Source organism: Pseudomonas sp. GW822-FHT02E03, assembly GCF_058802325.1.
Genome location: NZ_JBXAOA010000007.1, coordinates 1 through 16,041, shown reverse-complemented (window position 1 = coordinate 16,041; position 16,041 = coordinate 1). Strand labels below are relative to the sequence as shown.

Annotated in this window: 12 protein-coding genes and 4 tRNA genes; all 16 read right to left on the bottom strand. The window is 55.2% G+C overall.

The genetic code is table 11. The annotated features are described in order from the left end of the window. Positions 1-3: 3 nt before the first annotated feature. Entirely contained in the window at positions 4-4,203 is a 4,200-nt protein-coding gene (rpoC, locus tag AC1RQB_RS07465) for a DNA-directed RNA polymerase subunit beta' (protein ID WP_007896632.1), read from the bottom strand. Positions 4,204-4,267: 64 nt separating this feature from the next. Next, positions 4,268-8,341: a DNA-directed RNA polymerase subunit beta gene (gene rpoB / locus AC1RQB_RS07460; protein WP_007896631.1), complete on the bottom strand. Its 4,074-nt coding sequence runs from the start codon at positions 8,339-8,341 to the stop codon at positions 4,268-4,270. A gap of 220 nt (positions 8,342-8,561) precedes the next feature. Then, positions 8,562-8,927 carry a 50S ribosomal protein L7/L12 gene (gene rplL, locus AC1RQB_RS07455; RefSeq protein WP_007896630.1) on the bottom strand — a complete coding sequence of 122 codons (366 nt, stop codon included), beginning with the start codon at positions 8,925-8,927 and terminating at the stop codon, positions 8,562-8,564. Between the two features lie 80 nt (positions 8,928-9,007). Further along, positions 9,008-9,508, bottom strand: a complete 501-nt coding sequence (gene rplJ / locus AC1RQB_RS07450; RefSeq protein ID WP_007896629.1) for a 50S ribosomal protein L10 — start codon at positions 9,506-9,508, stop codon at positions 9,008-9,010. Between the two features lie 198 nt (positions 9,509-9,706). Next, complete coding sequence (gene rplA, locus AC1RQB_RS07445) at positions 9,707-10,402, bottom strand: 50S ribosomal protein L1 (protein ID WP_007896626.1); 696 nt, start codon at positions 10,400-10,402, stop codon at positions 9,707-9,709. Beyond that, entirely contained in the window at positions 10,402-10,833 is a 432-nt protein-coding gene (rplK, locus tag AC1RQB_RS07440; RefSeq protein WP_008008888.1) for a 50S ribosomal protein L11, read from the bottom strand. Before rplK ends, rplA begins: the two co-directional genes overlap by 1 nt. Before the next feature lie 117 nt (positions 10,834-10,950). Beyond that, complete coding sequence (nusG, locus tag AC1RQB_RS07435; protein WP_007896622.1) at positions 10,951-11,484, bottom strand: transcription termination/antitermination protein NusG; 534 nt, start codon at positions 11,482-11,484, stop codon at positions 10,951-10,953. Positions 11,485-11,493: 9 nt separating this feature from the next. Beyond that, a complete protein-coding gene (secE, locus tag AC1RQB_RS07430; RefSeq protein WP_007896620.1) occupies positions 11,494-11,862 on the bottom strand; it encodes a preprotein translocase subunit SecE in 369 nt (122 codons plus the stop codon). 45 nt (positions 11,863-11,907) lie between these two features. After that, positions 11,908-11,983 (bottom strand) — tRNA-Trp (locus AC1RQB_RS07425). 53 nt (positions 11,984-12,036) lie between these two features. Then, complete coding sequence (gene tuf / locus AC1RQB_RS07420; RefSeq protein ID WP_007896619.1) at positions 12,037-13,230, bottom strand: elongation factor Tu; 1,194 nt, start codon at positions 13,228-13,230, stop codon at positions 12,037-12,039. A gap of 84 nt (positions 13,231-13,314) precedes the next feature. Further along, a tRNA-Thr gene (locus tag AC1RQB_RS07415) sits at positions 13,315-13,390 on the bottom strand. Positions 13,391-13,416: 26 nt separating this feature from the next. Next, positions 13,417-13,490, bottom strand: a tRNA-Gly gene (locus AC1RQB_RS07410). A gap of 24 nt (positions 13,491-13,514) precedes the next feature. After that, positions 13,515-13,599, bottom strand: a tRNA-Tyr gene (locus AC1RQB_RS07405). Between the two features lie 142 nt (positions 13,600-13,741). Then, entirely contained in the window at positions 13,742-14,182 is a 441-nt protein-coding gene (locus AC1RQB_RS07400) for a hypothetical protein (RefSeq protein ID WP_063342381.1), read from the bottom strand. A gap of 7 nt (positions 14,183-14,189) precedes the next feature. Next, complete coding sequence (locus AC1RQB_RS07395) at positions 14,190-14,939, bottom strand: pantothenate kinase (protein WP_008073873.1); 750 nt, start codon at positions 14,937-14,939, stop codon at positions 14,190-14,192. Next, positions 14,929-15,888, bottom strand: a complete 960-nt coding sequence (gene birA, locus AC1RQB_RS07390) for a bifunctional biotin--[acetyl-CoA-carboxylase] ligase/biotin operon repressor BirA (RefSeq protein ID WP_008073871.1) — start codon at positions 15,886-15,888, stop codon at positions 14,929-14,931. Before birA ends, AC1RQB_RS07395 begins: the two co-directional genes overlap by 11 nt. Positions 15,889-16,041 lie beyond the last annotated feature (153 nt).

Here is a 16,041-nt window from a genome sequence, read left to right as displayed (position 1 = left end):
AACTCAGTTACCGCTAGAGTTCAGCGCTTCGGTCAGTGCAGCTTCCACTTCACTGGCGCTTACGCGCAACGGTTTGTCAGCATCACGGCGGCGCTTACGCTCGCTGTGGTAAGCCAGACCGGTACCTGCCGGGATCAAACGACCCACGACCACGTTTTCTTTCAGGCCGCGCAGGTAATCGCGCTTGCCGGTTACCGCCGCTTCGGTCAGTACGCGAGTGGTTTCCTGGAAGGAAGCCGCCGAGATGAACGATTCGGTGGACAACGACGCCTTGGTGATACCCAGCAGTACGCGAGTGAACTTGGAAACGAACTTCTCGTCGCCAGCCAGACGCTCGTTCTCTACCAGAACGTGAGTCAATTCCATCTGGTCGCCCTTGATGAAACTGGAATCGCCGGATTCAGCGATTTCAACTTTACGCAGCATCTGACGCAGGATGGTCTCGATGTGCTTATCGTTGATCTTCACGCCTTGTAGACGATAAACGTCCTGGATCTCGTTCACGATGTACTTGGCCAGCGCACTCACACCCAGCAGACGCAGGATGTCGTGTGGGTCGCTCGGGCCGTCGGAGATAACTTCGCCGCGGTTTACCTGTTCGCCTTCGAAGACGTTCAGGTGACGCCACTTCGGAATCAGCTCTTCGTACGGATCGCTGCCGTCGTTCGGGGTGATAACCAGACGGCGCTTGCCTTTGGTCTCTTTACCGAACGCGATGGTGCCGCTGACTTCAGCCAGAATCGAGGCTTCTTTCGGACGACGGGCTTCGAACAAGTCGGCAACACGCGGCAGACCACCGGTGATGTCACGGGTCTTCGAAGTCTCTTGCGGAATACGAGCGATAACATCACCGATCGCGATTTTCGCACCGTCCGCTACACCGACCAGAGCGTTAGCAGGCAGGAAGTACTGAGCGATTACGTCGGTGCCCGGCAGCAAGAGATCCTTGCCGTTGTCATCAACCATCTTCACAGCAGGACGGATATCTTTACCGGCAGCTGGACGGTCTTTGGCGTCGAGTACTTCAATGTTGGTCATACCGGTCAATTCGTCAGTCTGACGCTTGATCGTAATGCCTTCTTCCATGCCCACGTAGGTCACGGTACCTTTCATTTCGGTAACGATTGGGTGAGTGTGCGGATCCCACTTGGCCACGATTGCGCCAGCGTCGACCTTGTCACCTTCTTTAACCGAAATCACAGCACCGTACGGCAGCTTGTAACGCTCGCGCTCACGACCGAAGTCATCAGCGATCGCCAGCTCACCGGAACGGGACACAGCAACCAAGCAACCATCCACTCGCTCAACATGCTTCAGGTTATGCAGACGGACGGTACCGCCATTCTTCACCTGAACACTGTCGGCTGCGGAGGTCCGGCTTGCCGCACCACCGATGTGGAACGTACGCATCGTCAGCTGGGTACCCGGCTCACCGATGGACTGGGCAGCGATAACGCCGACCGCTTCACCGATGTTCACCTGGTGACCACGAGCCAGGTCACGGCCGTAGCACTTGGCGCAAATGCCGTAGCGGGTTTCGCAGCTGATCGGCGAACGCACGATCACTTCGTCGATGCTGTTCAGCTCGATGAACTCGACCCACTTCTCGTCTACCAGAGTGCCGGCAGGAACGATGATTTCCTCGGTACCTGGCTTGAATACGTCACGGGCGATAACACGACCCAATACGCGCTCACCCAACGGCTCAACAACGTCACCGCCTTCAATGTGCGGAGTCATTACCAGGCCATGTTCGGTGCCGCAATCGATCTCGGTCACAACCAGATCCTGCGCAACGTCTACCAGACGACGAGTCAGGTAACCGGAGTTCGCAGTTTTCAATGCGGTATCCGCCAAACCTTTACGAGCACCGTGAGTGGAGATGAAGTACTGAAGTACGCTCAAACCTTCACGGAAGTTCGCAGTAATCGGCGTTTCGATGATGGAACCGTCCGGCTTGGCCATCAGGCCACGCATACCGGCGAGCTGACGGATCTGCGCAGCAGAACCCCGTGCGCCCGAGTCGGCCATCATGTACATCGAGTTGAAAGACTCTTGGTCGACTTCGACGCCATGACGGTCGATGACTTTCTCTTTCGAGAGGTTGGCCATCATCGCCTTGGAAACTTCGTCGTTCGCCTTGGACCAAAGGTCGATCACTTTGTTGTACTTCTCGCCCTGGGTTACCAGGCCGGAGGCGTACTGACTTTCGATCTCTTTCACTTCGTCGGTAGCAGCACCGATGATGCGGGCTTTTTCATCCGGGATAACGAAGTCGTTAACACCGATGGAAACGCCGGAGATGGTCGAGTAAGCAAAACCGGTGTACATCAACTGGTCAGCGAAGATCACGGTCTCTTTCAAACCAACCACGCGGTAGCACTGGTTGATCAGCTTGGAGATCGCCTTTTTCTTCATCGGCTGGTTGACGACGTCGTACGACAGGCCTGGTGGAACAACCTGGAACAACAGCGCACGGCCGACAGTGGTGTCGACGATACGGGTGTTCTTGACGCTGCCACCATCACGATCGTTGACGGTTTCGTTGATCCGCACTTTGACCTTGGCGTGCAGTGCGGCTTCGCCGGCACGGAACACACGGTCAACTTCTTGCAGATCCGCGAACACACGACCTTCGCCCTTGGCGTTGATCGCTTCACGAGTCATGTAGTACAGACCCAATACAACGTCCTGAGACGGAACGATGATTGGCTCACCGTTGGCTGGCGACAGAATGTTGTTGGTCGACATCATCAACGCACGCGCTTCCAACTGGGCTTCCAGTGTCAGCGGTACGTGCACGGCCATTTGGTCGCCGTCGAAGTCGGCGTTGTACGCAGCACAGACCAGAGGGTGCAGCTGGATAGCCTTACCTTCGATCAGTACCGGTTCAAACGCCTGGATACCCAGACGGTGAAGGGTCGGTGCACGGTTGAGGAGAACCGGGTGTTCGCGAATCACTTCAGCGAGAACGTCCCAAACCTCTGGCAGCTCGCGCTCGACCATCTTCTTGGCAGCTTTGATGGTGGTAGCAAGACCACGCATTTCCAGCTTGCCGAAAATGAACGGCTTGAACAGCTCGAGAGCCATCTTCTTCGGCAGACCGCACTGATGCAGACGCAGGGTCGGACCTACGGTAATTACCGAACGACCGGAGTAGTCAACACGCTTACCGAGCAAGTTCTGACGGAAACGACCTTGCTTACCCTTGATCATGTCAGCCAGGGATTTCAGAGGACGCTTGTTGGAACCAGTGATCGCGCGGCCACGACGACCGTTGTCGAGCAGTGCATCGACGGCTTCCTGCAACATACGCTTTTCGTTGCGCACGATGATGTCCGGAGCGGACAGATCGAGCAGACGCTTCAAGCGGTTGTTACGGTTGATCACTCGACGATACAGATCGTTGAGGTCGGAAGTCGCGAAGCGACCGCCATCCAGCGGGACCAGTGGACGCAGATCTGGCGGCAGAACCGGCAGAACGGTCAGCACCATCCACTCTGGCAGGTTGCCGGAACCCTGGAAGGCTTCCATCAACTTCAGACGCTTGGACAGCTTCTTGATCTTGGTTTCGGAGTTGGTTTGCGGAATTTCTTCACGCAGGCGACCAATCTCGTGCTCCAGGTCGATAGCGTGCAGCAGTTCACGGACAGCTTCAGCACCCATGCGGGCATCGAAATCGTCGCCGAACTCTTCCAGCGCTTCGAAGTACTGCTCGTCGTTGAGCAGCTGACCCTTTTCAAGGGTGGTCATGCCTGGATCGATAACGACATAGCTCTCGAAGTAGAGAACGCGTTCGATATCACGCAGGGTCATGTCCATCAGCAAGCCGATACGGGACGGCAGCGATTTCAGGAACCAGATGTGGGCAACTGGCGAGGCCAGTTCGATGTGCGCCATGCGCTCACGACGAACTTTTGCCAGCGCGACTTCAACGCCGCACTTCTCGCAGATCACACCACGGTGCTTCAAGCGCTTGTACTTACCGCACAGGCACTCGTAATCCTTTACCGGGCCAAAGATCTTGGCGCAGAACAGGCCGTCACGTTCAGGTTTGAACGTACGGTAGTTGATGGTTTCCGGCTTTTTAACTTCACCGAACGACCACGAACGGATCATCTCAGGCGATGCCAATCCAATACGGATGGCGTCGAACTCTTCGACTTGACCCTGGTTTTTCAGCAAATTCAGTAGGTCTTTCAAGGCCTTTCCTCCTGGCGGAGCAGAGAGCGGGCAATCCTGCCCCGCTCTCGATTCGCGTCACGTGTTATTCGGTTTCCAGATCGATATCGATGCCGAGGGAACGAATTTCTTTGATCAACACGTTGAAGGACTCGGGCATGCCCGGCTCCATACGGTGATCGCCGTCCACGATGTTTTTGTACATCTTGGTCCGACCGTTCACATCGTCCGACTTCACTGTGAGCATTTCTTGCAGAGTGTAAGCAGCACCGTATGCTTCCAGTGCCCAGACCTCCATCTCCCCGAAACGCTGACCACCGAACTGTGCCTTACCACCCAGCGGCTGCTGGGTAACCAGGCTGTACGAACCGGTAGAACGAGCGTGCATCTTGTCGTCTACCAAGTGGTTCAGCTTCAGCATGTACATGTAGCCAACAGTAACCGGGCGCTCGAACTTGTTGCCGGTACGGCCGTCGGTCAGCTGCATCTGGCCGCTTTCTGGCAGGTCTGCCAGTTTCAGCATGGCCTTGATTTCGCTTTCCTTGGCACCGTCGAACACTGGAGTGGCCATTGGTACGCCGCCACGCAGGTTCTTCGCCAGATCCAGGATTTCCTGGTCGGAGAAGCTATCCAGATCTTCGTTACGACCGCCGATCTGGTTGTAGATCTCGTCCAGGAAGGTGCGAAGCTCAGCAACCTTACGCTGCTCTTCGACCATCCGGTTGATCTTCTCGCCCAGACCTTTGGCCGCGAGGCCCAGGTGGGTTTCAAGGATCTGACCAACGTTCATACGCGAAGGTACGCCCAACGGGTTGAGGACGACGTCGACCGGGGTGCCATTGGCATCGTGCGGCATGTCTTCAACCGGCATGATCACGGAGACCACACCTTTGTTACCGTGACGACCGGCCATCTTGTCGCCCGGCTGGATGCGACGACGGATTGCCAGGTAAACCTTGACGATTTTCAGCACGCCTGGAGCCAGGTCATCGCCCTGCTGCAGTTTGCGCTTCTTGTCTTCGAACTTGTCGTCCAGCAGACGGCGGCGATCAACGATGTAGGCCTGAGCCTTCTCGAGCTGCTCGTTCAGAGCATCTTCAGCCATGCGCAGTTTGAACCACTGACCATGCTCAAGACCGTCGAGAACTTCGTCGGTGATTTCCTGACCTTTCTTCAGACCGGCGCCGCCTTCGGCTTTGTGGCCGACCAGAGCGGAACGCAGACGTTCGAAAGTGGCGCCCTCAACGATACGGAACTCTTCGTTCAGATCCTTGCGGATCTCGTCGAGTTGAGTCTTCTCGATCGACAGTGCACGAGCATCACGCTCAACGCCGTCACGGGTGAAGACCTGTACGTCGATGACAGTACCCTTGGTGCCGGTAGGCACACGCAGGGAAGTGTCTTTAACGTCGCTGGCTTTTTCACCGAAAATGGCACGCAGCAGTTTTTCTTCCGGAGTCAGTTGGGTCTCGCCTTTCGGAGTGACCTTACCAACCAGGATGTCGCCTGCGCCAACTTCAGCACCTACGTAAACGATACCGGCTTCGTCCAGCTTGTTCAGTGCAGCCTCACCCACGTTCGGGATGTCTGCAGTGATTTCCTCTGGCCCAAGCTTGGTGTCACGCGCCACACAGGTCAGTTCCTGAATGTGGATCGTGGTGAAACGGTCTTCCTGAACAACACGCTCGGACAGGCAGATGGAGTCTTCGAAGTTGAAGCCGTTCCATGCCATGAACGCGATACGCATGTTCTGACCCAGAGCCAGTTCACCCATGTCGGTGGACGGACCGTCGGCCATGATGTCGCTGCGCTGAACCCGATCACCCTTGCTCACCAGCGGACGCTGGTTGATGCAGGTGTTCTGGTTGGAGCGGGTGTACTTGGTCAGGTTGTAGATGTCGACACCAGCTTCGCCAGTTTCAACTTCATCATCAGCAACACGAACCACAATACGGCTGGCATCGACGGAGTCGATCACGCCGCCACGACGAGCCACGACGCAAACGCCGGAGTCACGGGCTACGTTACGCTCCATGCCGGTACCGACCAGCGGCTTGTCAGCGCGCAGGGTTGGTACAGCTTGACGCTGCATGTTCGAACCCATCAACGCACGGTTGGCGTCGTCGTGCTCGAGGAACGGGATCAGCGACGCTGCAACCGAAACTACCTGCTTCGGCGATACGTCCATCAAGGTGACGTCTTCCGGCGCCTTGACGGTGAACTCGTTCAAGTGACGAACAGCTACCAGCTCGTCGATCAGGACTTTCTTGTCGTTCATCGTGGCCGAAGCCTGAGCGATCACGTGATCAGCTTCTTCGATGGCGGACAGGAACACGATCTCGTCAGTGACCAGAGCGTCTTTCACCACACGGTACGGGCTCTCGAGGAAGCCGTACTGGTTGGTGCGCGCATAGGCAGCCAAGGAGTTGATCAGACCGATGTTCGGACCTTCCGGCGTTTCAATCGGGCATACACGACCGTAGTGAGTCGGGTGTACGTCACGCACTTCAAAGCCAGCACGCTCACGAGTCAAACCGCCAGGGCCGAGTGCAGAAACACGACGCTTGTGGGTGATCTCGGACAGCGGGTTGTTCTGGTCCATGAACTGGGAAAGCTGGCTGGAACCGAAGAACTCTTTCACCGCCGCAGCCACTGGCTTGGCGTTGATCAGGTCTTGCGGCATCAGGCCTTCGCTTTCAGCCATCGACAGACGCTCTTTGACCGCACGCTCAACACGTACCAGGCCAACGCGGAACTGGTTCTCGGCCATTTCGCCTACGCAGCGAACACGACGGTTACCCAGGTGGTCGATGTCATCGACGATGCCTTTACCGTTACGGATGTCGACCAGAGTCTTCAGTACCGCGACGATGTCTTCTTTGCACAACACGCCCGAACCTTCGATCTCGGTACGACCGATACGACGGTTGAACTTCATCCGGCCGACCGCAGAGAGGTCATAGCGCTCAGGGCTGAAGAACAGGTTGTTGAACAGGGTTTCGGCAGCGTCTTTGGTTGGCGGCTCGCCAGGACGCATCATGCGATAGATCTCGACCAGCGCTTCCAATTGGTTGCTGGTGGAGTCGATCTTCAGAGTGTCGGAGACGAACGGACCGCAGTCGATATCGTTGGTGTACAGAGTTTCGATGCGAACAACCTGAGCCTTGGCGATTTTTGCCAGGATCTCGGTGTTCAGCTCGGTGTTGCACTCTGCCAGGATTTCGCCGGTTGCCGGATGCACGATGACCTTGGCGGTAGTGCGACCCAGGACGTAGTCCAGAGGCACTTGCAGCTCTTTGATCCCTGCTTTTTCCAGCTGGTTGATGTGGCGAGCAGTGATACGACGACCTTGCTCGACAATAACCTTGCCTTTGTCATCCAGGATATCCAGGACAGCAATTTCACCACGCAGGCGCTGAGGCACCAGTTCCAGGCTGAGGTTTTCACCTTGCACGTGGAAGACGTTGGTGGTGTAGAACGCGTCCAGCACTTCTTCAGTGGTATAGCCCAGCGCGCGCAGCAGTACCGATGCAGGCAGCTTGCGACGACGGTCGATACGCACGAACACGCAGTCTTTCGGGTCGAACTCGAAGTCCAGCCACGAACCGCGGTAAGGAATGATGCGCGCGGAGTACAGCAGTTTGCCGGAGCTGTGCGTCTTGCCACGGTCGTGGTCGAAGAACACGCCCGGGGAACGGTGCAGCTGGGAAACGATTACACGCTCGGTACCGTTGATTACGAAGGTACCGTTTTCAGTCATCAGGGGGATTTCACCCATGTAGACTTCTTGCTCTTTGATGTCCTTGATCGCTTTGTTCGACGATTCTTTGTCGAAAATGATCAGGCGCACTTTTACCCGCAAAGGTACGGCGTAAGTTACACCGCGCAATACGCATTCTTTGACATCAAATGCCGGTTCGCCCAGGCGATAACCGACGTACTCCAGCGCAGCATTGCCGGAGTAGCTGATGATCGGGAAAACGGATTTGAAGGCCGCATGCAGGCCCACGTCGCGGAACTGATCTTTAGTCGCTCCCGCTTGCAAGAATTCACGATACGAATCCAGCTGGATGGCCAGGAGGTACGGCACATCCATGACGTCCGGCAACTTGCTAAAGTCCTTGCGGATACGTTTTTTCTCAGTATATGAGTAAGCCATCAGCGTTCCCCAGCTTGGTCACCTGCTTGTTTGGCCCCTCCCGACGGGAGCAGCCAGAAAATCGTGCAAACCCCATGGTTTGCGCCACCGCATCGGGTGGTTACAGCTCGTTACCAGCACCGACCCAGTCGGCTGCCAATAACGGAAAAAGGCCGGTGGCAAGAGCCACCAGCCATCAGCCTTTCGCTTAACGCTCGGGCTGGAGGTGCAAAGTCGATGCTTACTTCAGCTCGACTTTAGCGCCTGCTTCTTCCAGAGTGGCTTTTGCTTTGTCAGCTGCGTCTTTCGAAACAGCTTCCAGAACGATGCCAGGAGCGCCATCAACTACAGCCTTGGCTTCTTTCAGGCCCAGACCGGTCAGTTCACGTACTGCCTTGATCACGTTAACTTTCTTCTCGCCAGCTTCGGTCAGCATGACGTTGAATTCAGTTTGTTCTTCAACAACGGCAGCAACAGCAGCTGGACCAGCGGAAGCAGCGGCAGCGGAAACGCCGAACTTCTCTTCCATGGCCTTGATCAGCTCAACGATTTCCAGAACGGATTTTTCGCCGATTGCTTCGATGATTTGGTCGTTAGTCAGAGACATGACTATAAATTCCTGTATTGGGGTGACAGCCTACGCGGCCATCGAAATAAACAATAAACGCTGAAAGGAGTCGCTCAGCCTTAGGCTGCGGCAGCTTCTTTCTGGTCGCGAAGGGCCGCCAGAGTACGAGCCAATTTGCTGGTTGCGCCTTGAATCACGCTCATCAGCTGAGAAATTGCTTCGTCACGGGTCGGCAGACTTGCCAGTACGTCGATCTGATTAGCTGCGAGGAACTTGCCCTCGAACGCAGCTGCCTTGATCTCGAACTTATCCTGACCTTTTGCGAATTCTTTGAAGATACGAGCAGCAGCGCCCGGATGTTCTTTCGAAAATGCAATCAAGGTCGGGCCGGTGAACACGTCGTTGAGCACGTCATATTGAGTGCCAGCAACGGCGCGCTTGAGCAGGGTGTTACGTACAACACGTACGTAAACGCCAGCTTCACGAGCCTCTTTACGGAGTCCGGTCATAGCGCCAACTGTCACGCCGCGGGCATCAGCCACAACAGCAGACAGGGCAACATTGGCAGCCTCGTTGACTTCAGCGACGATGGCCTTCTTGTCTTCGAGTTTAATTGCCACGGGTTTAACTCCTGCTTGTTACCGTTTCATCCAACCGAAGCCGGATGTCGTTTTGGTGTCTGATTCGGTAAGGAACCGGGAGCACCATCTGCGTAGGCTTGTGGTTTAAGACTTGCGTCGCCTACGGTCTTGGATAGCCCCCGCCAGGCAGGGACCCCAATCTTTCAATTGGCGCAATCGCTTGCGCCAACCTGTGTCTTACGCGTCGAGCGAGCCTTGGTCGATGACCAGACCTGGACCCATGGTGGTGCTCAGGGTAACGCGCTTGACGTAAATACCTTTCGAGGAAGCTGGCTTGATACGCTTCAGATCAGCGATCAGGGCTTCAACGTTTTCCTTCAGCTTGACGGCATCGAAGCCGACCTTGCCAACGGAGGTGTGGATGATGCCGTTTTTGTCGGTGCGATAACGAACCTGACCAGCCTTGGCGTTTTTAACCGCGGTAGCTACGTCTGGAGTTACAGTGCCGACTTTAGGGTTAGGCATCAGGCCGCGTGGGCCCAGGATCTGACCCAACTGACCAACAACGCGCATGGCATCCGGGGATGCGATAACTACGTCATAGTTCAGGTCGCCGCCTTTCATTTCGGCAGCCAGGTCGTCCATGCCTACACGGTCAGCGCCGGCAGCCAGAGCAGCCTCGGCAGCTGGACCCTGGGTGAACACAGCAACGCGAACAGTCTTGCCAGTGCCGTGTGGCAGCACGGTAGCGCTACGAACGACCTGGTCGGATTTACGCGGATCAACACCCAGGTTCACAGCAACGTCGAACGACTCGCTGAACTTTACAGTCGACAGCTCAGCCAGCAGAGCAGCAGCGTCTACAAAGTTGTAGGACTTGCCTGCTTCGATTTTGCCGGCGATAGCCTTTTGACGCTTGGTCAACTTAGCCATTACACACCCTCCACGTTAAGGCCCATGCTACGAGCAGAACCGGCGATAGTACGCACGGCTGCTTCCATATCAGCTGCAGTCAGATCCGCGTTTTTGGTTTTCGCGATTTCTTCCAGCTGAGCACGGGTCACGGTGCCAACCTTAACGGTGTTCGGACGAGCGGAACCGCTAGTCAGACCAGCAGCCTTCTTCAGCAGAACCGAAGCAGGTGTGGATTTGGTTTCGAAAGTGAAGCTACGGTCGCTGTAGACAGTGATGATCACTGGAGTCGGCAGACCTGGCTCAATACCCTGAGTACGGGCGTTGAAAGCCTTGCAGAATTCCATGATGTTCACGCCGTGCTGACCCAGAGCAGGACCAACAGGTGGACTTGGGTTAGCCTGAGCGGCCTTCACTTGCAGCTTGATGTAAGCGGTAATCTTCTTGGCCATGAGGCACTCCAATTACGGGTTCGAACGCCTCGAAAGGCTCCCCGGTTACTTGCGCGTTTATCCCAGTGACGACAAAACCCCACAGCCTAGGGCTGCGGGGTTGGGATGCTTGCTCAGCTAGACCTTTTCGACCTGGCTGAACTCTAGCTCTACCGGAGTAGAGCGACCGAAAATGAGCACTGCCACTTGGATCCGGCTCTTCTCGTAGTTAACTTCTTCAACCGTGCCAGTAAAATCAGCAAACGGCCCGTCATTGACACGTACCGACTCACCCGGCTCGAACAACGTCTTCGGCTTCGGCTTGTCGCTACCATCAGCAACGCGACGCAGAATCGCTTCTGCCTCTTTATCCGTGATCGGTGCAGGCTTATCAGCAGTACCGCCGATGAAACCCATCACCCGAGGAGTATCCTTGACCAAGTGCCAAGTACCCTCGTTCATGTCCATCTGGACCAGCACATAACCCGGGAAGAACTTGCGCTCGCTTTTGCGTTTCTGGCCATTACGCATTTCAACCACTTCTTCAGTGGGAACCAGAATTTCGCCAAAGCCATCTTCCATGCCAGCCAGCTTTACGCGCTCTACCAACGAGCGCATGACATGCTTCTCGTAACCGGAGTAAGCATGCACAACGTACCAACGCTTAGCCACGGGACACCCTTAGCCGACAATCAAGGAAACAAGCCAGCCGAGCAGGGAATCAAGCCCCCACAACAGCAACGCCATAACTAGGACAACAGCCACAACAATCAGCGTGGTCTGCGTGGTTTCTTGGCGAGTTGGCCATACGACTTTACGAATCTCGGTGCGAGCTTCCTTAACCAGTACAAAGAAAGACTTGCCCTTGACTGTCTGCAGGCCTACAAAGGCAGCTACAGCAGCAATGACAAGCAAAGCAAGTACGCGGTACAGGATCGGCGAAGCAGAGTAATACTGATTGCCAACAACGCCAACAACCACCAAAGCGACTACTACTAGCCACTTGAGCAGATCGAAGCGAGAGCCTTGAGCTTCAGCTTTAGGAGTCATCTATGAAGATCCTGTGAAAAGAAAGCCAGACACACCAAGTGAATCTGGCAGGTCAGGAGGGAATCGAACCCCCAACCTACGGTTTTGGAGACCGTCGCTCTGCCAATTGAGCTACTGACCTAAAACAAAATCAGGCCGACCATTATGCCGGCCCGAAAAAGACATTACAACAACTTACTCGATGACTTTTGCTACGACACCAGCGCCGACGGTACGACCGCCCTCACGGATAGCGAAACGCAGACCATCTTCCATCGCGATGGTTTTGATCAGGGTAACGGTCATTTGAACGTTATCACCTGGCATCACCATCTCAACACCTTCTGGCAGCTCGCAGTTACCAGTCACGTCAGTTGTACGGAAGTAGAACTGTGGACGGTAGCCCTTGAAGAACGGAGTGTGACGACCGCCTTCTTCCTTGCTCAGAACGTAAACCTCAGCAGTGAACTTGGTATGCGGCTTAACAGTGCCGGGCTTGACCAGAACCTGGCCACGCTCAACATCATCACGCTTGGTACCACGCAGCAAAACGCCGCAGTTCTCACCTGCACGACCTTCGTCGAGCAGCTTGCGGAACATTTCAACACCAGTGCAAGTAGTTTTGACAGTGTCACGAAGACCAACAATCTCAACTTCTTCCTGAATGCGGACAATGCCACGCTCAACACGACCAGTCACGACAGTACCGCGACCGGAGATCGAGAACACATCCTCGATCGGCATCAGGAACGGCTTATCGATAGCACGCTCAGGCTGCGGAATATAGCTATCCAGAGTCTCGACCAACTTCTTGACAGCAGTAGTGCCCATCTCGTTATCGTCTTGACCATTCAGCGCCATCAGCGCCGAACCAATGATGATCGGAGTGTCATCACCTGGGAAATCGTAAGTGCTCAACAGATCGCGCACTTCCATCTCAACCAGTTCCAGCAACTCAGCGTCGTCGACCATGTCAGCCTTGTTCAGGAAGACAACGATATACGGAACGCCAACCTGACGGGACAACAGGATATGCTCACGGGTTTGCGGCATCGGACCATCAGCGGCCGAGCAAACCAGAATCGCACCATCCATCTGCGCAGCACCGGTAATCATGTTTTTTACGTAGTCGGCGTGACCTGGACAGTCAACGTGTGCATAGTGACGCACAGCCGAATCGTACTCAACGTGAGCGGTGTTAATGGTGATACCACGAGCTTTTTCTTCCGGGGCGCTATCGATCTTGTCGAAGTCAACCTTTGCCGAACCGAACACTTCGGAGCAGACGCGGGTCAGAGCGGCGGTCAAGGTCGTCTTGCCATGGTCTACGTGACCAATGGTGCCAACGTTGACGTGCGGCTTGTTACGTTCGAACTTTTCCTTAGCCATCGAAATCACCCCTAGCAGAAGAATTAAGCAAGTACTATCAGCCATTAAAACAAAGGCAGATATTTTCATATCTGCCTTGTTATATGGAGCTCTTGAGCGGATTTGAACCGCTGACCTCACCCTTACCAAGGGTGTGCTCTACCAACTGAGCTACAAGAGCGTAACACTTTGCAGGACCTGCAAACTTGGAGCGGGTAGCGGGAATCGAACCCGCATCATCAGCTTGGAAGGCTGAGGTTCTACCACTAAACTATACCCGCGGAGCTTGCAGCTCTCGCTAAAAATGGTGGAGGGGGAAGGATTCGAACCTTCGAAGTCGTAGACGTCAGATTTACAGTCTGATCCCTTTGGCCGCTCGGGAACCCCTCCTAAGCGAGCCGGCATTCTATATCATGCCAGCCTTCTGTCAAGCATTTTCTCATTAAAAACCTGAGGTTAGCTGCGTTGACCTCGCTTCACACTGCTGACCGCTAAAGGTCTTCACTGCGAAGCGGGCGCCATTCTATGCAAACTATTCGACGGGTGCAACCCCCTCGCACGGCATTATTTTATGTTTTAACTCATTGAATTCTTTAGAAAGGTTTTGCAACTGCCAGTCACCCAGCAAACGCCGGCTTTCCGGGGCTATGCGCACCCAGTAACCAGCATATTCGGGGAGATCCTTCGGCAAGGACTGAAACTTGATATCCATGTCACTCAATCGACGCTCGATTACCTGGGCGACGTCCTGCCGAGCAGAACCTCCCAGATAGAGACAACTGCTATCCGCCTGCGTGGATTTTCCTTTGTCTCGAGCCGCATCCGTCGCCTCGCTCAACAAACGAATGTCCTGCTGCGAGCCGCGATACAAACTCAAGGGGGTTACATCCTTCGCGCGAAGCGGAGCCTCCTGTTGGTGCCAGACGTAATAGAACACATTGAGAACAAGCAACAGCAGGAACAACCAACGCATAAAAACCTCAGGACAAGGGACACGCCATCGCCAAACCTACAAATACCAGGTCTGGAACCACCCTGGCCTCGGGCACAATCTCGGAGATCAGATCAGCATCCCCTCCTGTCAGGAAGACTGCGAAATCTTCTCCCCAATAGCTGCGCGCCAACTCTAGCTGAGTCAGGACAAACCCTCTCAACATTAGCAAACAACCTCGCTCGACCGCCTCGACGGTTGTGCGCCCAGGAACAAGACTCTCCAAAGCGCGCTCGGCAGCAAGATCTCCATAGCGAATTCTACGGGTATGGGTACGCAACTGGTTGCGCATCAAAGGCATCCCTGGACAGATGAATCCGCCGAGATGCTCACCATCTCCTGCAATAAAGTCAGCCGTAACAGCCGTACCAAAGTCGAGCACCAGACAAGCACCCGAAGCCAGATGAAATCCTCCGAGCACTGCAAGCCAGCGATCAAGCCCTAGCCGCTCGAACTCCTCATAGCCATTTCGAACCCCGGACATCTCCCGAGCCGGTGCCGCGCACACGACGGAAACGCCAAAAGCCTCGGTCAACAGAGAAATCAATGCACTGGTTTCTTCGGCGGTTCTGACACTAACCAAACGACAATGCATGAGAGCGAGCCCCTTGAGCCCTCTCAAGCTCTCCAGCAATGCGAGATCTGTATCAACGACCCCCTCGCCAATCACCCGCCGGACATCCTCGCCGAGTACACGCCATTTGATGAAACTGTTTCCACAATCGAGCTCAAGAATCATCACGCAACCTCAGGCTGAGCTCGCCACCACTAAAGACCTTCTCCACACCATTCACCTTCAAGCGCAAGGCACCCTGACTATCGATACCCAGCACCTCCCCATCTATCTGACTCACACCGGCAATCAACGATACCGCCCGCCCCTGCCATAGATGATTTTGCTCCCACTCCGCCTGGATAGCCGAAAATCCGCCGGCCTGGTGGCGATTTAAATAGGCCTGGAGCATCAACCCTAACTCCGCAACCAGATGATTGCGATCAACTGCCTTACCCGACTCGAGGCGCATGGACGTCCATTGCTGATCAACCTCATCGGTCATCTGCATGTTCACATTTATTCCGACACCGATCACCACGTGACACACATCAGCAGGATCCCCCACCAACTCGAGCAGTATTCCAGCAATCTTTTGCTGCCCCACCAGAACATCATTCGGCCACTTCAACCCCACACCCGAGACACCAAGCTCTCGCAAGGCCTGCATTACGGCAAGCCCGACAACAAGACTCAAGCCCTCCAGCTGCCGCATCCCACCATCAATACGCAGCACCAGACTGTAATAGATGTTTTCCGCGAACGGGCTGACCCATTTGCGCCCACGCCGTCCACGACCGGCCGTTTGCCGCTCAGCGAGCACCAGAAATGGCGCAGGCTGGCCACGCTCGATAGCGCGCAAGGCTTCAGCGTTGGTGGAGTCAATTGAGTCGAAGACTAGAATGGGCCACTCACAAGAAGGCGCCCGCGCGCTTATTTCCGCAGGATCAAGCAGTGTCAATGGCGCAGTTAGTTGATAGCCGCGACCGCGCACTTTGTGAATGGATAAACCGAGTTCAGCTTCCAAGTGCTGAAGTTGCTTCCATACAGCGCTACGACTGACGCCCAAGGCAGCACCCAGGGCTTGGCCCGAATGGAATCGACCATCCTTAAGAAGCTTTAACAACGTCAGCATGCAAGTCTCGCCTCACAATGAGGCCCGCATGATATCCATGCCCCGGGCTGTTGCATAGAAACCCTACAAGCGAGATTTTCCTGCGGACAAAACAAAACCCCTACCTGCATACGCAGATAGGGGTTTCGGAATTTAATCTTGACGATGACCTAC